This is a genomic window from Streptomyces sp. NPDC006516 (genome assembly GCF_040611875.1).
Classification (GTDB): Bacteria; Actinomycetota; Actinomycetes; order Streptomycetales; family Streptomycetaceae; genus Streptomyces.
In genome coordinates this window covers 148724-168149 of sequence record NZ_JBEXPD010000008.1, presented here as the reverse complement: position 1 = coordinate 168149, position 19426 = coordinate 148724, and the positions used below count along the sequence as shown (strand labels likewise).

The 19426-nt window shown below is 72.9% G+C and carries 19 protein-coding genes and 1 pseudogene; 9 read left to right on the top strand and 11 right to left on the bottom strand.

Translation table 11 applies throughout. The annotated features are described in order from the left end of the window. Positions 1-16: 16 nt before the first annotated feature. The 4 genes and pseudogenes from ABZY45_RS22360 to rsmI all read right to left on the bottom strand — a co-directional run. Positions 17-367: pseudogene (locus ABZY45_RS22360) on the bottom strand (ubiquitin-like domain-containing protein); the annotation flags it as partial. A gap of 256 nt (positions 368-623) precedes the next feature. Beyond that, complete coding sequence (locus ABZY45_RS22355) at positions 624-1490, bottom strand: TatD family hydrolase (RefSeq protein ID WP_356742321.1); 867 nt, start codon at positions 1488-1490, stop codon at positions 624-626. Between the two features lie 32 nt (positions 1491-1522). Further along, a complete protein-coding gene (locus ABZY45_RS22350; RefSeq protein WP_356742319.1) occupies positions 1523-1915 on the bottom strand; it encodes a hypothetical protein in 393 nt (130 codons plus the stop codon). Between the two features lie 172 nt (positions 1916-2087). Continuing rightward, the gene (gene rsmI, locus ABZY45_RS22345; RefSeq protein WP_356742317.1) at positions 2088-2984 is read right to left on the bottom strand and encodes a 16S rRNA (cytidine(1402)-2'-O)-methyltransferase; all 897 of its coding nucleotides are present in this window, start codon (positions 2982-2984) and stop codon (positions 2088-2090) included. Between the two features lie 53 nt (positions 2985-3037). Between rsmI and ABZY45_RS22340 the strand changes: the two genes are divergently transcribed. The 3 genes from ABZY45_RS22340 to ABZY45_RS22330 all read left to right on the top strand — a co-directional run bounded on the left by ABZY45_RS22340 (position 3038) and on the right by ABZY45_RS22330 (position 7058). Continuing rightward, complete coding sequence (locus ABZY45_RS22340; protein ID WP_356742315.1) at positions 3038-4798, top strand: phospholipid carrier-dependent glycosyltransferase; 1761 nt, start codon at positions 3038-3040, stop codon at positions 4796-4798. 25 nt (positions 4799-4823) lie between these two features. Further along, the gene (locus ABZY45_RS22335; RefSeq protein ID WP_356742313.1) at positions 4824-5195 is read left to right on the top strand and encodes a hypothetical protein; all 372 of its coding nucleotides are present in this window, start codon (positions 4824-4826) and stop codon (positions 5193-5195) included. A 228-nt stretch (positions 5196-5423) separates the two neighbouring features. After that, positions 5424-7058: a penicillin-binding transpeptidase domain-containing protein gene (locus tag ABZY45_RS22330; protein WP_356742522.1), complete on the top strand. Its 1635-nt coding sequence runs from the start codon at positions 5424-5426 to the stop codon at positions 7056-7058. 32 nt (positions 7059-7090) lie between these two features. Here the strand turns inward: ABZY45_RS22330 and ABZY45_RS22325 are convergent, their stop codons facing one another. Beyond that, entirely contained in the window at positions 7091-7840 is a 750-nt protein-coding gene (locus ABZY45_RS22325) for a GntR family transcriptional regulator (protein WP_356742311.1), read from the bottom strand. A 170-nt stretch (positions 7841-8010) separates the two neighbouring features. On the opposite strand from ABZY45_RS22325, the gene ABZY45_RS22320 reads away from it, so the two are divergent. The 6 genes from ABZY45_RS22320 to ABZY45_RS22295 all read left to right on the top strand — a co-directional run bounded on the left by ABZY45_RS22320 (position 8011) and on the right by ABZY45_RS22295 (position 14538). After that, complete coding sequence (locus tag ABZY45_RS22320; protein WP_356742310.1) at positions 8011-9024, top strand: BMP family protein; 1014 nt, start codon at positions 8011-8013, stop codon at positions 9022-9024. Further along, on the top strand, positions 9021-10712 hold the full coding sequence (locus tag ABZY45_RS22315) for an ABC transporter ATP-binding protein (protein WP_356742308.1): 1692 nt from the start codon (positions 9021-9023) through the stop codon (positions 10710-10712). The genes ABZY45_RS22320 and ABZY45_RS22315 overlap by 4 nt, the downstream gene beginning before the upstream one ends. A 226-nt stretch (positions 10713-10938) precedes the next feature. Further along, on the top strand, positions 10939-11985 hold the full coding sequence (locus tag ABZY45_RS22310) for an ABC transporter permease (RefSeq protein WP_356742306.1): 1047 nt from the start codon (positions 10939-10941) through the stop codon (positions 11983-11985). Next, positions 11982-12905, top strand: coding sequence for an ABC transporter permease (locus ABZY45_RS22305; protein ID WP_356742305.1), 924 nt, complete (start codon positions 11982-11984; stop codon positions 12903-12905). Before ABZY45_RS22310 ends, ABZY45_RS22305 begins: the two co-directional genes overlap by 4 nt. A 41-nt stretch (positions 12906-12946) precedes the next feature. Beyond that, positions 12947-13942 carry an ornithine cyclodeaminase family protein gene (locus tag ABZY45_RS22300; protein WP_356742303.1) on the top strand — a complete coding sequence of 332 codons (996 nt, stop codon included), beginning with the start codon at positions 12947-12949 and terminating at the stop codon, positions 13940-13942. An 86-nt stretch (positions 13943-14028) separates the two neighbouring features. Further along, complete coding sequence (locus ABZY45_RS22295; protein WP_356742302.1) at positions 14029-14538, top strand: YbaK/EbsC family protein; 510 nt, start codon at positions 14029-14031, stop codon at positions 14536-14538. 151 nt (positions 14539-14689) lie between these two features. On the opposite strand, the gene ABZY45_RS22290 is transcribed toward ABZY45_RS22295, so the two are convergent. The 6 genes from ABZY45_RS22290 to cbiQ all read right to left on the bottom strand — a co-directional run bounded on the left by ABZY45_RS22290 (position 14690) and on the right by cbiQ (position 19425). Continuing rightward, positions 14690-15286 carry a hypothetical protein gene (locus ABZY45_RS22290; protein WP_356742301.1) on the bottom strand — a complete coding sequence of 199 codons (597 nt, stop codon included), beginning with the start codon at positions 15284-15286 and terminating at the stop codon, positions 14690-14692. Positions 15287-15342: 56 nt separating this feature from the next. After that, positions 15343-15831 carry a GNAT family N-acetyltransferase gene (locus ABZY45_RS22285; protein WP_356742299.1) on the bottom strand — a complete coding sequence of 163 codons (489 nt, stop codon included), beginning with the start codon at positions 15829-15831 and terminating at the stop codon, positions 15343-15345. A 33-nt stretch (positions 15832-15864) separates the two neighbouring features. Further along, positions 15865-16662, bottom strand: a complete 798-nt coding sequence (locus tag ABZY45_RS22280) for an SDR family NAD(P)-dependent oxidoreductase (protein WP_356742297.1) — start codon at positions 16660-16662, stop codon at positions 15865-15867. Further along, entirely contained in the window at positions 16659-17819 is a 1161-nt protein-coding gene (locus tag ABZY45_RS22275) for a serine hydrolase domain-containing protein (RefSeq protein WP_356742520.1), read from the bottom strand. Before ABZY45_RS22275 ends, ABZY45_RS22280 begins: the two co-directional genes overlap by 4 nt. A 77-nt stretch (positions 17820-17896) precedes the next feature. Further along, positions 17897-18667 carry an ABC transporter ATP-binding protein gene (locus ABZY45_RS22270; protein ID WP_356742295.1) on the bottom strand — a complete coding sequence of 257 codons (771 nt, stop codon included), beginning with the start codon at positions 18665-18667 and terminating at the stop codon, positions 17897-17899. Beyond that, complete coding sequence (gene cbiQ / locus ABZY45_RS22265; protein WP_356742294.1) at positions 18664-19425, bottom strand: cobalt ECF transporter T component CbiQ; 762 nt, start codon at positions 19423-19425, stop codon at positions 18664-18666. Before cbiQ ends, ABZY45_RS22270 begins: the two co-directional genes overlap by 4 nt. Position 19426: the final 1 nt, after the last annotated feature.

The following is a 19426-nucleotide window of genomic DNA, read 5'->3' as shown; positions in this document are numbered from 1 at the left end:
CGGGCGTCTCCCGGAGGACGACGATCTCGTCGCCGTCGTCGAGCCCGGTGCCCGGGGCGGGTGCGACCGTGTCGCGGGTGCCGAGCCTGACGCCCTCGGCGTCGAGGAGTTCCCCGACGTCGTCCGCGAAGGTGTGCAGGGTGCGTGAGCTGCCGTCGACGCTGACGCTGACGGCCTTGTCCTGCGCGAGGAAGGCGGCGGTGCCCCCGGCCAGGACGGCGAGGACCAGGGCGCGGGGGACGAGCCGCCGCAGGCTCTCCGGGCCGCTCCGGTGCCGGGCGGCCCGGTGTCCGGCGGGCCTCCTCCGTGCGGGTTCCCGTGGTGGCACGAGGGGGGTGTCCAGCACGGTCGGGTCGTGGACGGGCAGGGGACCGGGCCGGAGAACGGCGACGATCGTCCGCTCCTCGTGGAGGGAGCGCGGCGGCGCCGGTGCGGGGACCCGCGCCAGGGCCTGCCGCGTACGCGGCCCGCCGCGCGGTGCACGGTGACTGCCCTGCGAATGGCCCACGACGCTCCCGAGACTCCGGCTGCCGACCCGTTTGCGCGGGCACGATAGCCGAGGTCCCGTCACCCTCCAAAGTCGTACGATTACCCAACGTGTCGCGAGGCGGCGGCGGCAGCGCTCAGAAGTCGAACGCCCGCGCGGTGTTGTCGTACACGGCCGCCGCGAGGCTGTCCTCGTCGGTCCCCCTGACCTCGGCCATCGCCCGCAAGGTGACCGGGATGAGGTAGGGCGCGTTGGGCCGTCCGCGGTAGGGGGCAGGGGTGAGGAAGGGGGCGTCGGTCTCGACGAGCACCAGCTCCGCGGGGACGACGGCCAGCGCGTCGCGCAGCGGCTGCGCGTTCTTGAAGGTGACGTTGCCCGCGAAGGACATGAAGTAACCGGCCTCCGCGCAGATCCGCGCCATCTCGGCGTCCCCGGAGTAGCAGTGGAAGACGGTCCGCTCCGGCGCGCCCGCGTCGGCGAGGACGCGCAGCACGTCCGCGTGGGCCTCCCGGTCGTGGATGACCAGGGCCTTTCCGTGCCGCTTGGCGATCTCGATGTGCGCCCGGAAGGACTCCTCCTGGGCGGCGACGCCCTCGGGACCGGTGCGGAAGAAGTCGAGTCCTGTCTCCCCCACGGCGCGTACGTGCGCGAGGGCGGCCAGGGCGTCGATCTCGGCGAGCGCCTCGTCGAGCGCCGCCTTCCCACCGGGCTCGCGCGCCCCCTGCCGGGCTGTGCCCTCCGGGTCCCCGTGCACGATGCGGGGCGCCTCGTTGGGGTGCAGGGCGACGGAGGCGTGGACGGAAGGGTGCGCCGCGGCGGTCTCTGCGGCCCAGCGCGAGCCCTTCACGTCGCAGCCCACCTGGACGACGGTGGTCACGTTGACCGCCGCGGCCCGGGCCAGGCCCTCCTCGACGGTTCCGTCCTGCATGTCCAGGTGGGTGTGTGAATCGGCGACCGGAACCCTGAGGGGTTCGGGGAGCGGCGGGGCGTCGGTACGGCTCATGCCCCGACTCTACGAGGGCGTGAGCCCCGCGCTCACCGCCGGTGGAAGGGACGGAGCAGGTCGGACAGGTGCCAGTGGTGTCCTTCGGGTCCGGGGGCGCGCACCGCCGCGACGGCCATCTCCTCGGCCGCCGTCTGCTCGCCGGGCTTCTCCGGGCGTACGGTCTGCTGGGGCCGGAGCAGTTGCTGGACCATGGAGACCCGGCCCGCCCGCATGATCCGGACGACATGGCTGCCGCACTTCGCGCAGGTGGGGGTGGACAGCGGTGAGGGCACGCGCTGCCCGTCCGCCTTGTAGACCACGAAGGCGTGGCCCGAGTGGTCGACGTGGTGTTCTATCTCGTAGGCCTGCTCCCAGCCGTACCCGCACCGCATGCACGCGAAGGCGTACGCCTCGTGCACGGTGGTCGCTGCGATCTCACTCATGCCTGCTCCTCTTGTCCGATGGACAAGCACTCCGGACGAGCACTCCGGACGGTGCGTTCCACCCTCAAGTGGACGCCCTCACCGGCGGCGAAGCACCAGGTCTGCCGAGTGTTGGAACGCTTTTGGCCGATCCGTGGCCGAAGGGCCCGGTTCGCGGCTCGGGCTTTACATTTCAGGCTAGTCCTTTGCCCTGTTCCTGGCCGGTCCGAGCCGCGTTCTTTGCCGCGACCACCGCATCGAAGACCTCGCGCTTGGGCAGCCCCGCCTCGGCGGCCACCGCCGCGATGGCCTCCTTGCGCCTCTCCCCCGCCTCCTCGCGCACCTGGACCCTGCGCACCAGCTCGGCGGCGTCCAGTCCTTCGTTCCCGGTGTCCGTGGCGCCCTCGACCACGACGGTGATCTCGCCGCGCACGCCTTCGGCCGCCCAGAGGGCGAGGTCGCCGAGCGGGCCGCGCTTCACTTCCTCGTACGTCTTGGTCAGCTCCCGGCACACGGCGGCCCTGCGGTCCGCGCCGAACACCTCGGCCATCGCGGCGAGGGTGTCGTCCAGCCGGTGGGGCGCCTCGAAGAAGACCATCGTGCGGCGCTCGTCCGCGACCTCGCGCAGCTTCCCGAGGCGCTCGCCCGCCTTGCGCGGCAGGAAGCCCTCGAAGCAGAAACGGTCCACGGGCAACGCGGACAGGGCCAGCGCGGTCAGCACGGCGGAGGGTCCCGGCACCGCGGTGACCTTGATGTCCCGCTCCACGGCCGCGGCGACGAGCCGGTAGCCGGGGTCGGACACGGACGGCATCCCCGCGTCGGTGACGAGCAGGACACGCGCGCCGCCGGCCAGCGCCTCGACCAGCTCGGGCGTACGCGCGGACTCGTTCCCCTCGAAGTAGGAGACGACACGTCCCGTCGTATGGATGCCCAGCGCCTGGGTGAGCCTGCGCAGCCGCCGGGTGTCCTCGGCGGCCACCACATCGGCCGTCTCCAGCTCGGCGGCGAGCCGTGGCGGGGCGTCCGCCACGTCGCCGATGGGGGTCCCTGCGAGTACGAGCGTTCCAGTCGTTCCAGTCACATCGGCCATCCTCCCAGCACGGACGGCACCCCTCGCACAGATGCGTTCCCTACGATGGCACGGTGACGAGTACTGCGCCCGAGGCCCAGCAGGGCACCGACGCCGGGGATCACACCGGCGACCAGCCGCATTCCTGGCAGCTGCGACTGCGCCGCTTCGGCCATTCCCCACGGCCCGAGGCGGGACTGCGCGAGCGCCTGATCCCGCCGTACACCCGGCCGGGCCGCCAGTTCTGGAACGTACTCGCCGTGCCGCCGGTGCTCGCCGGCCGCCTGGAGCGCTGGGCGGCCTGGGGCGGCCCGCTGCTGGTGGCCCTGGTCGCCGGGGTGCTGCGGTTCTGGAACCTGGGCAGCCCGAAGGCGGTGATATTCGACGAGACGTACTACGCCAAGGACGCCTGGGCGCTGGTCAACCAGGGGTACGAGGGCTCCTGGCCGAAGGACATCGACAAGCAGATCCTCAAGGACTGGTCGTCGGTGGACGTCCCGGTGGACCCGGGTTACGTCGTCCATCCGCCGGTCGGCAAGTGGGTCATCGGCATCGGTGAGCAGCTCTTCGGGTTCACCCCGTTCGGCTGGCGCTTCATGGTGGCGCTGCTCGGCACCGTCTCGGTCCTGATGCTGTGCCGGATCGGCCGCAGGCTGTTCCGCTCGACCTTCCTGGGCTGTCTGGCGGGCACCTTGCTGGCCGTCGACGGGCTGCACTTCGTGATGAGCCGCACGGCGCTGCTCGACCTGGTGCTGATGTTCTTCGTGCTCGCGGCCTTCGGCTGCCTCCTCATCGACCGCGACTGGGCCCGCCGCAAGCTGGCCGCCGCCCTGCCGGTCGACGAGGAGGGTCTCCTGCGGCCGGACGCCCACACCGCCGAAACGCTCCGTCTCGGCTGGCGGCCCTGGCGGATCGCGGCCGGCCTCATGCTCGGCCTGGCCTTCGCCACGAAGTGGAACGGCCTCTACATCCTGGCCGCGTTCGGTGTGATGGCGGTGCTCTGGGACGTCGGCGCGCGGCGCACGGCCGGCGCCGTACAGCCCTACCGGGCGGTGGTCCTGCGTGACCTGCTGCCCGCGTTCGTGTCCACGGTGCCGGTCGCGATCGGCACGTACATCGTCTCGTGGACCGGCTGGATCGTCACGGACAGGGGCTACTACCGCAACTGGGCCACCACCGACGGCAAGGGCGGCAGCTGGACCTGGCTGCCGGACTGGCTGCGCAGCCTGTGGCACTACGAGAACCAGGTCTACGAATTCCACGTCGGCCTGACCTCCGGGCACACCTACCAGTCCAACCCGTGGAGCTGGATCGTCCTGGGCCGCCCGGTCTCCTACTTCTACGAGGAGCAGACGGGCTGCGCCGGCTCCGCGACCGGCAAGTGCGCCCGCGAGGTCCTGGCGCTCGGTACGCCGCTGCTCTGGTGGGCGGCGTGCGTGGCGCTGCTGTACGTGCTGTGGCGCTGGTTCTTCCGGCGCGACTGGCGGGCGGGGGCGATCGCGTGCGGTGTGGCGGCGGGCTGGGTGCCCTGGTTCTTCTACCAGGAGCGCACGATCTTCCTCTTCTACGCGGTCGTGTTCGTCCCGTTCCTGTGCCTGGCGGTCACGATGATGATCGGCGCACTGCTGGGCCCGGGAACCGGCACCGGGCACGGTCAGGGCCCGGAGAAGGACGACGCCGCGGGCGAACGCAGACGCACCCTGGGGGCGATCGCGGCGGGTGTGCTGGTACTGCTGATCGTCTGGAACTTCGTCTACTTCTGGCCGATCTACACGGGCACGTCGATCCCGGACACCTCCTGGCGCGACCGGATGTGGCTGGACACCTGGGTGTAGCGGCGGCGGGCATGCGGGGGTGATCATGGAACGGCACGTGCTGGAATCGCTGCTGGCCGGTGACGACGAGGCGTCGTCGAGAGCTCTGGCCACTCTCCGCGCCGGCGCCACCTACTGGGTGGGAGACACGGCACAACCCGCCGTCGTGCATACCGGAGTCTTCGGGCTCCGGCTTCGGCGCATGCGCAGGCACGGACTCGAACCTCTCGGCCTGGAACGAGCGGTTCGGCTCGTCCGCGAACAGGGCCGCCCCGTGCGCACGGGGCTCATCGATGCCGTCGACCGGTCATGGACCACCCTGCTCTTCCTCACCGAGGACGGCAGCGCACTGGTGGCCTGCGCGGGCTGGCCCCCGCAGGCTGTCAGGAAGCCACCGCTCCAGGGTGAGGGGTCCTGACCCGCTCAGCTCGCCGCTTCTCCCGCGTGGCCGGCCGTCAGGGCCGGGGCCGGGTGGCGCGCCGGAACTGCCCGGCCTGCGTAGAACATGGCGGAAAGCGCTCTCCGGGAGAGCGTCGCGGTCCGGTAACAACCTCCTCGTAGTCCCCTGCCGTCCCGTATGGTGCCGAAGGAAGGCCCTTTCTTGAACACGTTCAAGAAGGGACTCATGGGGAGGGGGGCCGCACAGATGCGCGGTGGGGCGAAGGTCGCCATGGTCGGCGGGGTGTTCGTACTCGTGGCCGGAGGAGTCGGTTACGGCGTGTACGACGTGGTGCTGGGAGGCGGGGACGCCGGGGGGACGGAAAGCGCGTCCGCGTCCTCGGAGGTGCGGACCGGGCCGCCCGGCAAGGACGAGATCAAGGAGACCGCCGAGGGCTTCCTCAAGGCGTGGGCGTCCGGTGACGCGACCGCCGCGGCCCAGCTCACGAACAACGAGTCGGTGGCCGAGCCGCTGCTCGCGGGGTACGCCGAGGAGGCCCACGTCACGAAGGCGGTGATCACACCGGGCCCCGCCGTCGGCACGAAGGTGCCGTACACGGTGAAGGCGACCGTCTCCTACGACGGGAAGTCCAAGCCCTGGTCGTACGCCTCCGAGCTGACCGTCGTGCGGGGCCTGACCACCGGGAAGGCGCTGGTCGACTGGCAGCCCACGGTGATCCACCCGCAGCTCACCGAGGGTGCGTCGCTCCGGACCGGCGAGTCCGCGACGGCGGCGATCGAGGCCGTCGACCACGACGGCAAGGTGCTCGACAAGGAGACCTACCCCTCGCTCGGGCCGATCCTGGACAGTCTGCGCGAGAAGTACGGCGACAAGGCGGGCGGTTCCCCGGGGATCGAGACCTGGATCGAGCCCGAGGACGAGGCCGCGGCGAACACCACGCTGCTGACCCTGGCCAAGGGGAAGCCGGGCACGCTGCGGACGACGCTCGACGCGGGTGCCCAGGCGGCGGCGGAGAAGGCGGTCAAGCAGTTCGGCGGGGCGTCGGTGGTGGCCGTGAAGCCGTCCACCGGTTCGATCCGCGCCGTCGCCAACAACCCGGCGACCGGCTTCAACGCCGCGATGCAGGGCAAGCAGGCGCCCGGTTCCACGCTGAAGATCGTGACCGCCGCGATGCTCCTGGAGAAGGGCCTCGTCACGGCGAACGGCGCGACGGAATGCCCCAGGGAAGTGCTGTACCAAGGGCGTACGTTCCACAACCTGGACCACTTCGAGCTGCCCGGCTCCAGCAGCTTCACCACCAGCTTCGCGCGCTCGTGCAACACCGCCTTCATCAAGCTGATCGACGACACGAAGGACGACTCCGCGCTGCCGAAGGAGGCCCGCGACGTCTTCGGGATCGGGCTCGACTGGAAGTCCGGTATCTCCTCATTCGACGGCAGCGTGCCCGACGAGACCGGTGGCGAGGCGGCGGCCCAGTACATCGGCCAGGGCACCGTCCAGATGAACGCGCTGAACATCGCGTCCATCACGGCGACCGCCCGCACCGGCACGTTCCACCAGCCCGTGATCGTCCCGCAGTCCCTGGACGGCCGTCAGCTCGCCACCGCGTCACGCTCGCTGTCGCAGAACGTCACCCGGCAGCTGAACGACATGATGCGGGCCACCGCCTCCTGGGGCACCGGCAAGGCGGCCATGGCCACCGTCGGCGGCGACAAGGGCGCCAAGACCGGCTCGGCCGAGGTCGACGGACAGGGCACGTCCAACAGCTGGTTCACCGGCTTCAGCAACGACCTCGCCGCGGCGGCCGTCGTCCAGTCCGGCGGCCACGGCGGCGACGCCGCGGGCCCCGTGGTGGCGGCGGTGCTGCGCGCCGGGTCGTAGCGGACGCGGATCCCTTCAGGGCCGGTGGCGGATCACGCCGCCGGCCCGGCCTGCTTTCCGGCGTCGCCCCGGCCACGCCGCCTGCGCGCGGCGATCACCTCCGGGTCGATGTCCGGCCGCGACCACTGCGCCGCGAGGGCGAGGCTGGCGGCCCGTCCGTCGGCGACGTGTTCGTGCGCGAGCCGCGCCGCCCGGTCCGCGTCGCGTGCGGCGATGGCTTCGTACATCTGCTCGTGCTCCGCGCACTGCCGGTCCGGGTCCCGCCGGGCCGTCAGGCGGAAGAGCCAGTGCATGCGCGCCTCAAGAGGGCGCATCACCCCGCTGAGCAGCGCGTTGGCCGCGAGTTCGACGATGTCGCTGTGGAAGGCCGCGTTGGCCGCGGCGATGGCGGCTCGGTCGTGCGCCCGGGTCGCGGCACGGGCCGCGTCGAGGCCGTCCGCCAGCCGCGCCAGTCCGTCCGCGTCCGCCCGCTCCGCCGCCAGCCGGGCCGCCAGGGACTCCAGTGACTCGCGGACGTCGAAGAGATCACGTACATCGCTCGGGGTGAAGGGCGCGACCAGGGCCCCCCGGTGCGGTACCAGGACCACCAGCCCGTCGGCCGCCAGGAGGCGCAGAGCCTCCCGCAGCGGGATGCGCGAGACCTCCAGCTCCGCGGCGAGGTCGCGCTCGACGAGCCTTTCCCCCGGCTGGAGTTCGACCTCGATGATGCGCCGCCGCAGGGTCTCGTACGCATGGTCGCGCAGCGAGGGGCGCCCCTCGTCGGACGGTCGGGCTGCTGTCACCAAGGCTCTTCCTCCGATGTCGGGCCGGTCCCACCGTAAGCGGACCACGCGGCTGGGCGCCTACTGCTAACCGCTCGGTGACACGGCGGCAACATACGACCCGGAAACTGGGGCGCCATAGCGGTATACCACTAACCGGCTCGCGGGCCCCGTCTCCTGGAGGCATCCCAGTGGCACCATCCCGAACTCCCCTCTCCTCCGTCGCCGTCGCCGCCTCCGTCGTCTCGGGGCTGCTCCTGCTGACCGGCTGCGGCGGTTCGTCCGCGGCCGAGGGCGGGGAAGACTCCGGCAAGCTCAAGGTCGGTGTGCTCTTCCCCGGTTCGCTCTCCGACGACGGCTTCATGGGATCGGCGTACCTCGGATACCAGCGCGCGGCGAAGAAGCACGGCGGCGCCGTGGAGTTCAGCAAGGTGGAGCAGGTGGCCACGGCCGACTACGAGAAGGCGCTGGTGCGCTTCGCCACCACCTCCGACCTCGTGATCTCCATCGGCGGGCAGACCGACGCCGATGTGCGCAATGTGGCGGCGCGCTTCCCGCAGGTGAAGTTCGCGGAGATCGGCGGCCCGGCCGACGGAAAGCCGCTCGCGAACCTCTCGCTGTACGACCCACAGCAGGCCGAGGCCGCCTTCCTCTCCGGTGCCGCCTCCGCCCTGCTCTCCAAGCGCGGCACGGTCGGATTCATCGGTGGCGCGGAACTGCCCGCCATCGTCAACGCGGCCGAGGAGTTCAGCCGGGGAGCCGAGGCGGCCGACCCGGGTGTGAAGGTCCTCGCTCCGCAGTACGTCGGCGACTTCAACGACGTCGCCAAGGCCAAGCAGTCGGCGCTGGCCGACTTCGGCGCCGGCGCGGACGTCCTGGGGCAGGTCCTCAACCTCGGCCACAAGGGGGTCGCCCAGGCCGCCGGCCAGCGCGACGGGGCCCTCATCGGCGGCCCGATAGCCCACGCGTGCGGAAGCGACCCGGCGTACGCGGGGTACGTGGAGACGGACATCGGCGCGGAGATCGAGTACGCGGTGGACCACCTGGTCGCCGGGGACTGGAAGGCCGAGGCCGTCCACTTCGGGCTGACCTTCGAGGAGCCGCACAACGACATCGTGCTCTGCGACACCGCCGACCCGGCGGTGGGCGAGAAGCTCGACGAGCTGAAGCGGAAGATCACGGCCGGCGAGATCACGACCCGATGAACGCGATCGCTCCCGCTCTGGAGATCACCGGTCTCACCAAGTCCTTCGGCGCGGTGCGCGCCCTGGACGCCGTGGACCTCGTCGTCGAGGCCGGCACCGTGCACTGCGTGCTCGGGGAGAACGGCGCCGGCAAGTCGACCCTGTGCCACATGGTCGGCGGTTCGCTGGTCCCCGACGAGGGTGCCCTCCGGCTCTACGGCGCGCCCTACGCCCCCCGCAGACCCGCCGACGCCCTCGCCGCCGGAATCGCCATGGTGCACCAGCACTTCAGCCTCGTACCGACGCTGACCGTCGGCGAGAACCTGCGCCTGCTGCGCCTGCGTGACCTGCACCGGAGGGTGGCCCGGGTGCGTGAGGAGTACGGGCTGGAGCTGGACCTGGACGCCCGGGTCGCGGAGTTGCCCGTCGGGGTGCGCCAGCGGGCCGAGATCGTCAAGGCGCTGCTGCGGGAGCCCCGGCTCCTCGTGCTGGACGAGCCCACGGGCGTCCTCGGGCCCGCCGAGACGGACGCGCTGCTCGCGACCTGCCGCAGGATCGCCGACGCGGGTCACGCCGTGGTGCTGGTGACGCACAAGCTGGGCGAGGCCGCGCGGGCCGGTGACGCGGCGACGGTGCTGCGCGGCGGCCGGGTGTCCGGCGGCGGGCCGCTGGCCGAACTCCCGCCGGAGCGGCTGGTACCGCTGATGATCGGCCGGCCCGCACAGTCGCTGGGCGCGGGAACGGCAGGGACGATCGGCCTGGCGGTCGACGGCGGCCCCCGGGCGGCACCGTCGACCGGGGCTCCCGGCGGCGAGGACACGACCTCCGCCCCGGACCGTACGGGAAAGGCGCTGCGCCTCCATGACGTCAGCGTGCGGCGCCCCGACGGGACGTACGCCCTCGACGCGGTCTCCCTGGACGTCGGGTACGGGGAGATCGTCGGGATCGCCGGGGTGGAGGGCAACGGGCAGAGCGAGCTCATGGCTCTGCTCGGCGGCTCGCTCACCCCCGGCTCGGGTCAGGTGGAGCTGGGCGGACGGGACGTCACGCGTGCCGCGCCGCGCGAGCGGAGCCGGGCGGGCCTGGGCGTGGTGCCCGAGGACCGGCTCCACGAGGGCTGCGTGCCCCGCCTCCGGGTGTCCGAGAACCTGTTCCTCGGCCGGCTCGACCGTTTCCGCCGGTACGGGGCGTTCCTCGACCGGCGGTCCATGGCCCGGGCCGCGGAGGCGGTGCTCACGGAGCACGGCATCCGTGCGGACGGCCCGGGGGCCCTCATGTCGTCGTTGTCGGGCGGCAATCAGCAGAAGGTGGTGCTGGCACGGGAGCTGGCCCTCGACCCGCTGGTCTGCCTTGCCGCGTCGCAGCCGACCCGCGGACTGGACATCGGCGCGGTGGGCGCCGTGCACTCCCGCATCCGTCAGGCGTCCGCCGCGGGGACGGGGGTGCTGGTGGTCTCCAGCGAACTGCCCGAACTCCTCGCGCTGTGCGACCGGATCGCCGTGGCCTACCGGGGGAAGCTGCTGGGCCCCGTGGACCCGTCGGAGCCGGACGCCCGGGAGCGGATCGGCGCCCTGATGCTCGGCGCACACCCGTCGGACCCAGGAACCCGGGAGGAGGGCCCAGCCTCCGGGGCACCAGCCCTGGCCGTCCCCGGGGCCCCCGGGGCCGCACCCCGGCCCCTCCCCGGCGGGGGGCCGGCCGGGCGCTGAACCGTCGCCCGCCGGACCCCGCAGGCACACACCGCCGATCCCCGAAGGCGCGCCCGCCCGCCCCCCGCAGAACTCCCGCACCGGCGCCCCCGCCCCGGTCGCACGCCTCGACACCCGTACGGAGCAAGGAGCCGCCATGTCGCCCCCACCGCTTCACCTGTCCACCCCAGCCCCGGCCCCGGTGTCCGCACCGGCACCCGCCTCTCCTTCGGCGCGAGTGCGTCTCGTGACCGCGCTGAGGCATCCCGTCGCCGTCGGAGTGCTCGCGGTCATGCTCGCGGGGCTGGCCGGTCTCGGGCTCGTCATGGGCGCCGGAACACAGCCGGCCGTCGCCTGGGACGCCCTCGTCGAGGGCATGTTCGGATCGTCGTACGCCGTCGGCAGCTCCCTCAACTCGGCTGCCGTACTGGCTCTGATCGCCACCGGCTTCACCGTCGCCCACCGCGCGGGACTGGTGAACGTGGGCGGCGAGGGCCAGCTCTGCGCGGGTGGGCTGGCGGCCGCCGCTGTGGGGACCGCCCTGCCCTCCGGGGTCCCCGCCGCGCTCGGGGTCCCGCTCGTCCTCGCCGCCGGATGCCTCGCGGGCGGCGCCTGGGCCGGTGTCGCTGCCTGGCTGCGGTCCGCACGTGGCACCAGCGAGGTCATCACCACCCTGCTGCTCAACTTCATCGGTGTGGGGCTCGTGTCGGTCGCGGTCCACGAGGAGGCGCTGCTGCGCCAGCCCGTCACGTCGTCCGAGACGCTGCCGCAGTCGGCCCCGCTGCCCGAAGGCGCACGGCTGCCACTGATCGGCGGCGTCGAGTCCCCCGCCACGGCGATCGTGGTGATCGCGGCCGTCGCCGCCGTGCTCACCGGACTGGTGCTGCGGCACACGGCCGTGGGGCTGCGGCTGCGGTCCGTCGGGCACTCGCCCGCCGCCTCCGCCCGGCTGGGACTGCCCGTGGGCCGTCTCGAAGCGGGCAGCCTGGCGTTCGCCGGCGCCGCCGCGGGGCTGGCTGGCGCGGCCCTCGTCGCCATCGCCCCCTATGTGCTGGCCGAACACTTCTCCTCGGGCTACGGCTTCTCCGGCCTGGTGGTGGGGCTGCTCGCCCGGGGCTCACTGACCGCCGTGGCGGCGGTGTCGCTCCTCTTCGGCTTCCTCACCAACGGCGGCATCAACCTCCAGCTCGCGGCCGAGGTCCCCGCCTCCTCCGTACAGATCGTGCAGAGCCTGCTCGTGCTGTTCGTCGCCGCGGCCATGTTCACCACCACACGTGACAGGAGCGGCTCATGAGTGCGGTCGTGGAGGAGCTGGCCTCCGGAGGCGTGCGCCTCGCGGTGCCCCTCCTGCTGGCGTCGTCGGGCGAGCTGCTGAGCGAACGTGCCGGCGTGCTCAACCTCTCCGTCGAGGGCATGATGCTGACCGGCGCCTTCGCGGGGGCCGCCGGAGCCCTGGCCTCGGGCAGCGCGGGCGTCGGCGTGCTCGCCGCGCTGACCGCGGGACTGCTCTTCGCGGCCCTGCAGGCGCTGCTCAGCGTCGTCCTGCGCGCCGATCAGATCGTCACCGGCATCACGGCGAACGCCCTCGCACTCGGCGCGACCACCTACGGCTCACGGGTGCTGTTCGGGGACGGGGCCGCGGACTCGGTGCCGGGCTTCGACCCGATCGCGATCCCGGGGCTGCACTCCGTCCCCGTCCTCGGGCCCGCCCTGTTCGAGCAGACCGCCCTGGGGTACGCCGCCTTCGTCATCGCCGCCGCCCTGGCCTTCGGCTTCAGCAGGCGTACCGGCTGGGGCCTCGCCGTCGACGCGATCGGCGAGGACGCGACCACAGCGGACCGCTGCGGGCTTCCGGTGCGGACCGTCCGCTTCGCGGCCGTGCTGCTCACCGGCGCCGTGTCGGGCCTGGCCGGCGCCCAGTTGGCCCTGTCGGAGGTGCACGCCTTCAGCGACAACATGACCGGCGGCATCGGCTATCTCGCGGTCGTCGCGGTGATCGCGGGCCGCTGGCGGGCCTGGCCCACGATCGTGGCCTGCCTCTTCTTCGGAGTGGCGCAGTCCCTCCAGTTCGCCGCGCCCGCGCTGGGACTGCATCTGTCGGCGCCGCTGCTGACGACGCTCCCGTACGTGATCGCGCTGCTGGCCGTCAGCGGGCTCGTGGGCCGCAGCCGTGCGCCTTCGGGGCTGACCGTCCCCTTCCTGCGCGGCAGTTGACCGACCGCCGCCGCCCGCACACCTTCCCTGAGGACATACGAATGACGTTGATCCTGACCCGGTCCGACATCCGGGCCCTGCTCGCGGACCTGCGCGACGACATCGAGGCGACCGTGGAGGAGTGCCACCGGGACCTCGCCCTGGGCAGGGCCGTCCTGCCGCCTCCGCCCGCCATGCCGTTTCCCGGCTCGGACGGCACCTTCCTGGCGATGGCCTCCGCCTCCGCCCCCGCCGGTCTCGCCGCCGTGAAACTGCTGGCCGACCTCCCCGCCAACCGCCAACGGGGGCTGCCGGTGCAGCGCTCGGCCGTCCTCGCGGTGTCCGCCGATACGGGGGCGTGCGAGGCGCTCCTCGACGGGGCGGAGGTCACCCGGGCGAGAACCGCCGCCGCGACCGCCGTCGCCACCCGAGCGCTGTCCCGGCAGGACTCCCGGGTCCTCGGTCTCATCGGCACCGGGCCGCTCGCCCGGGCCCACGCCCGCGCCCTGCTCCCGGGCCGCCCCTACGAGCGGATCGTGCTGTGGGGACGCGACCCCGGCCGCAGCGGGGAGATGGCGGCCTGGGTCACCGAGGAGCTCGGCGTGGAGGCGAGCGTGCTGGACGGGCCGCAGGCCGTGGCGGAGTCCTCGGACGTCCTGTGCACGCTGACGCCGTCGAGGGAGCCGCTCGTCCACGGGGCGTGGCTGTCCCCGGGCCAGCACATCAACGCCGTCGGCGCCCCGCCGCGGCCCGACCACCGGGAGATCGACACGGAAGGCGTCGTGCGCTGCCGGATCGTCGTCGACGCGTACTCCACGGCCCGCGCGAAGTCCGGCGAGGTGCTGATACCGCTCGCCGAAGGCGCGCTCCGCGAGGACGACTTCCGCTGCGAGCTGGGCGAGGTCCTGGCGGGCACGAAGCCCGGGCGGACCTCGGACGCCGAGCTGACGCTCTTCGACTCCGTGGGCATCGGCCTCCAGGACCTGGCCGTGGCCAGGCTTCTGATCGACGCCGCCCAGGAGCGGCACACGGGTACGAGGATCGAACTCAGCGGCTGACCCGGAGCCGGGGCGGTACGTGGGACCGGCACAGGCGGCGACATCTCGGTGGCCCGCTCGGCGGCCGGTTCAGTAGCGTGCGGCGCATGAGCACTTCCGACACCACCCCGGTCCCGGCCTCCTCCGAGGCGCACCCGCGTTTCGCCGAGGCCCTGCGGGAGCTCGGCCTCCAGGTCGAGGTACGCCGCTTCCCCGATGCCACGCGCACCGCCGCCGAGGCCGCCGCCGCGATCGGCTGCGAGCTCAGCCAGATCGTGAAGTCCCTGATCTTCCAGGCGGACGGCGTACCTGTCCTGGTCCTGATGGACGGCTCCTCGCGGGTGGACGTGGAGCTCGTACGGAGCGCGCTGGGGGCGGGCGAGGTCGGCCGCGCGCGGGCGGACATGGTCCGGGAGACCACCGGATACGCGATCGGCGGCGTGCCGCCCTTCGGTCACCGCACGAAGACGCGCGTGCTGGCCGACCGGGCGCTGCTGGGCCACCCGGTGGTGTGGGCGGCTGCGGGTCATCCGCACGCCGTGTTCCGGCTCGATCCGGCCACCCTGATCGAGCTCGCGGGCGGCACTCTCGTGGACGTGCGCGAACGGACCGCGTGACCCCTCCGGTGGTCGCGGCGGTCCGCCGTTCGCGGCGCTGCGCGCGTCCTCGATCATCGTCGGCACGGCGATAGGCACGCTGTCGGCATCAGGCTGATGCTGCACACGAGTTGACGCGGGAGCCGCGCTCCCGCGGGGCGCCCTCCGGGCGTCAGAACTTGCCCGACTGCTCCTCGGTGCGGTGGCCGAGCCGGGCGCGGAACTCCGCGAGGAAGCGCACGGAGAGCGGCGGCCATCCCCAGAAGTCGAAGGCGAGGGCCCCGAGGTCGAATTCGGGGCCGAACTCCCACTCGGTGACCGGCACGGGAACGGCGCAGGCGGGACAGGTCACGTCACCCCGCCCCGTCGCGCGCCACGTCTCGATGCCGGCCCTGAACGGCTGCCAGACCTCCTCGTCCGGCTCGAAGCTCTGCGGATAGTCGATGACGACCGTGCGTGTTCCGCACCGGGGACAGGTCGCCGCGTCCGCCACGTCCTGGCCCTGGCCGCCGACATGGTGGTGGCGGCCGACGACGACCGCGACGGGGCCGGGGAGCCACGTCGGATCGGAGGCGTCGGCCACCGCCCGCGCCCAGTCGGGGCCCGGCTCGTGACCGAGGTCGGCGAACAGGCTGTACATCGCGTCCTTGGTCATCTCACGCGTGATGATGCCCTCAGCGACCATCCAGTCGACCATCCGCCCGGCGAGCGGTCCGGCCTCCTCGCCCGTCACTTCCAGATCGACGACGCGCTGGAAGAAATCACCCATCGGTGCCACCCGTGCTTCCGTGTCGGAGTCCGCTTCGTACCGGGCTCGTCACCCTGTCACACGGCACCGACAGCGGGGGCGACGAGTTCGACGACCACCTCGTCGTCCTCGAAGGCGCCGTTCGGACGGAAGCCGAGCGAGGTGTACAGCGCCGCGGCTCCCGTGTTGGCGGGGTCGTACGACAGCCGGACGACCTCGCAGCCCTCCCTGCCTGCCAGCCACGCGGTGAGCGTACGGACGGCCGCCCGCCCGACACCTCTGCCCTGCTCGGGTCCGTCGATCAGCATCCCGCCGATCCAGTACGACCCGTCCTCGTCCCGGGCCCACATCACGTGCCCCAGCGGGAGTTCGTCCGCGTGGACGGCGAGCGAGTTCCAGGTGTCCTCGCGCATCGTCAGCAGGAGGTAGCGGGCGGCGAGGGCGGGGACGTAGGCGCGCTGGCTGTCGAGCGGCGCGACGTCTGCGACCACGCGCCAGTTGTCGTCGGTCACCTCGCGCAGCGTGACGCGCCGGCCGGTCCTGTCGGTGAAGCCGTGGTCGATCATCGGTGGAGGGTAGAGCGCGGCCCGCCGGTCCCGCTACCCGGTTTCCTCCTCGCCCGTCATCGCCCTGCGGAAGCCCGTGTTGACGGCGAGCAGCCCGCCGTCGACCCGCAGGGTCGTGCCGGTGATCCAGGCCGCGTCACGGGAGGCGAGGAAGGCGACGGCGGAGGCGATGTCCTCCGGTTCGCCGATCCGGCCGAGCGGGTAGAGGGCGGCGGCCCGCTCCAGTTCGGCGTCGCGGCCCGCCCAGGCGTCCGTACGGATCGTGCCGGGGGCGACGAGGTTGACGCGGACGCCGCGCGGTCCGGCGTGGCCGGCGAGGGTGCGGGTCAGGCTGGCCAGGCCTGCCTTCGCGGCACTGTACGCGTGGCCGCCGAAGCTCTGTTCACCGTTGACGGAACCGATGTTGACGATGGCGCCCCGGCCCGAGGCGACCAGGTGCGGCAGTGCGGCCCGGGAGCAGCGGTAGGGCCCGCTCAGGGTGATGTCGAGGGTCCGGGCCCAGGGTTCGTCGGCCTCGTCCTCGAAGAGCGCGGCGTCGTCGTGGTTGCCGTAGGCGTTGTTGACCAGGACGTCGAGCCGGCCGAAGGAGGCGACGGCGTGGGCGACGGCCGCCTCGACCGCCGCCCGGTCACCCACGTCGCAGGCGAGGGATTCGGCGGTACCGCCGGTGGCGCGTATCGCGGCCGCCGTGCGCTCGGCGCGCTCGGCGTCCAGGTCGGTGACGAGGACGGCCGCGCCCTCGGAGGCCAGCCGTCGGGCGGTGGCCGCCCCGATGCCCTGTCCCGCGCCCGTGAGGAGCGCGGCGTACCCGTCGAAGCGAGGAGGAGTCATAGCGCCGACCGTACTGCCCTGACCAGGGCCTGGGCACGGGGATCGGCGGTAACTCCCTTCTGCAGACCGTTCGTCACATAGCCGAGCGCGATGCCCGATTCGGGGTCGGCGAAGCCGAGCGAGCCGCCGCGGCCGGGGTGTCCGAAGGACCCGGGGCCGAGGAGCGGGGCGGCGGGACCGTGCAGCATGTAGCCGAGGCCGAAGCGGGTGCTGACGACGAGCACCCGGTCCGGGCCGGCGGACTCCTCGGTGCGGGCCAGGGTGAGGGTGGCGGGGGCGAACAGCCGCTGCCCGTCGACCTCGCCGATCATCGCGGCGTAGCAGCGGGCCAGGCCCCGCGCGGTGGCGACGCCGTTGGACGCGGGGAGTTCGGCGGCGCGGTAGGCCGGGGCGTTCTCGTCGGGGAAGGGGTCGATCGCGCCGAAGGCGCGGCGGGTGAGCGAGGCCGGGTCGCCGTAGGCCTCCACGACGGAACGTTTGGGGCGCACGCGGAGCGCGCCGCTGCCTTCGACGGGCGGCGGCTCGACGGGGCCGATCCGGCCGATGCGGTGCGCCTCGTCCTCGGGGAGCCCGAACCAGAAGTCCAGACCGAGCGGGCGTGCGATCTCCTCGGCGATCCAGCGGCCGATGGTCCGCCCGGTGACCCTGCGCACCAGTTCGCCGATCAGCCAGCTGTAGGTCTGGGCGTGGTAGCCGTGGTCGGTGCCGGGTTCCCACTGGGGCCGTTGCGCGGCGACGGCCTGCGGCCCGGAGACCTGGTCCGCGGCCTCCTCGGGGGTCAGCGCCGTGTCGAGGGCGGCCAGCCCCGCGCGGTGGGCGAGGAGGTGGCGTACGAGGACGCGCTCCTTGCCGTTCGCCTTGAACTCCGGCCAGTACGTGCCGACAGGGGCGTCCAGGTCCACCTGTCCGCGCTGGTGCAGCAACAGCGGTACGGCGGCGGCCACTCCCTTTCCGGCCGAGCGGACGATCTGCACGGTGTCCACGGCCCATGGTTCGGCGCCGTCGACGTCTCTCGTGCCGGCCCACAGATCGACGACCTTGCGGCCGTGATGGTAGACGGCGACCGCCGCGCCCCGTTCCCCGCGTTGTTCGAAGTTACGGACGAAAGCGTCCCGTACCGCCTCGAACCCCGGTGCCACCGTGCCTCGTACGTCCACGCCTGCTCCCGTGCTCCCGCTCATCCCCCCATGGTGCATCCCGCCGCAGGTGGAACGGGGGGCGGGTCACCATCTGTTCACGGACGCGGAACGGACACGGAACGCGGGTCGAAGCCGAAGGGCAGCTCCAGCCGGTGGCCGCGCATGAGCGCGTCGTCGCACAGCAGGTCCTGCGTGCGGTCGTCGGCGGCGATCACCCCGTCGCTGAGGATGACGGCGCGCGGGCAGAGTTCGAGGGCGTACGGCAGATCGTGGGTGACCATCAGCACGGTGACGTCCAGGGACCGCAGGATGTCGGCGAGTTCGCGCCGGGAGGCGGGGTCCAGGTTGGAGGAGGGCTCGTCCAGGACGAGGATCTCCGGCTCCATGGCGAGGACGGTGGCCACGGCGACCCGGCGGCGCTGGCCGAAGGAGAGGTGGTGCGGGGGCCGCGTCGCGTACTCCTCCATGCCGACCCGCTTCAGCGCGCCCATGACCCGCTCCTCCAGCTCGGGGCCGCGCAGTCCGGCCGAGGCCGGGCCGAAGGCGACGTCCTCGCGGACGGTCGGCATGAAGAGCTGGTCGTCGGGGTCCTGGAAGACGATGCCGACCCGGCGGCGGATCTCGGCGAGGTTCTTCTTCACCACGGGCAGGCCGGCGACCCGGACGGTCCCCGCTCCGGCCTCCAGGATGCCGTTGAGGTGCAGGACGAGGGTGGTCTTGCCCGCGCCGTTGGGGCCGAGGAGCGCGACGCGTTCGCCGCGGGCCACGGTCAGGTCGACACCGAAGAGGGCCTGGTGGCCGTCGGGGTAGGCGTACGCGAGGCCGCTGACCTCGAGGGAGGGTGCGGGGGCGGTGGGCAGGCTCATACGGTCCATCCCAGCAGACAGACGACGAGGGCGAGCACGGGGAGGGCCGCGGCGTGCGCCCACTGGGTGCGGGACGCGGTCACCTCGTCGATCACCGGCATGGTGCCGGTGTAGCCGCGGCTGACCATCGCGAGGTGGACACGCTCGCCGCGCTCGTAGGACCGGATGAACAGGGCGCCGGCCGTCTTGGCGAGGACACCCCAGTGCCGTACGCCGCTCGCCTCGAAGCCCCGGGAGCGGCGGGCGACGGACATCCGGCGCAGCTCGTCCGTGATGACGTCGCCGTACCGGATCATGAAGGACGCGATCTCGACGAGCAGCGGGGGCAGCCTGAGCCGCTGGAGGCCGAGCAGCAGGGAGCGCAGCTCGGTCGTGGAGGCGAGAAGCACCGAGGCGGCCACGCCGAGCGTGCCCTTGGCGAGGACGTTCCAGGCGCCCCAGAGGCCGGGGACGCTGACGGAGACCCCGAGCAGTTCGGTCTGCTCGCCGGGCACGACGAACGGCATGAGCAGCGCGAAGGCGACGAACGGCACCTCGATGACCAGCCGCTTCAGCAGGAACCCGGCGGGGATGCGGGCCACCGCGGCGACGGCGGCGAGCAGCGCGGCGTACAGCGCGAAGGCCCAGACGGCCTCGCGCGGGGTGGACACGACGACCACGACGAAGCAGAGGACGGCGGCGAGTTTGCAGTGCGGGGGCAGCTCATGGACCGGCGAGTGCCCGTGCCGGTAGAGCTTGTGCGCGTGGCCGGCGCCCATG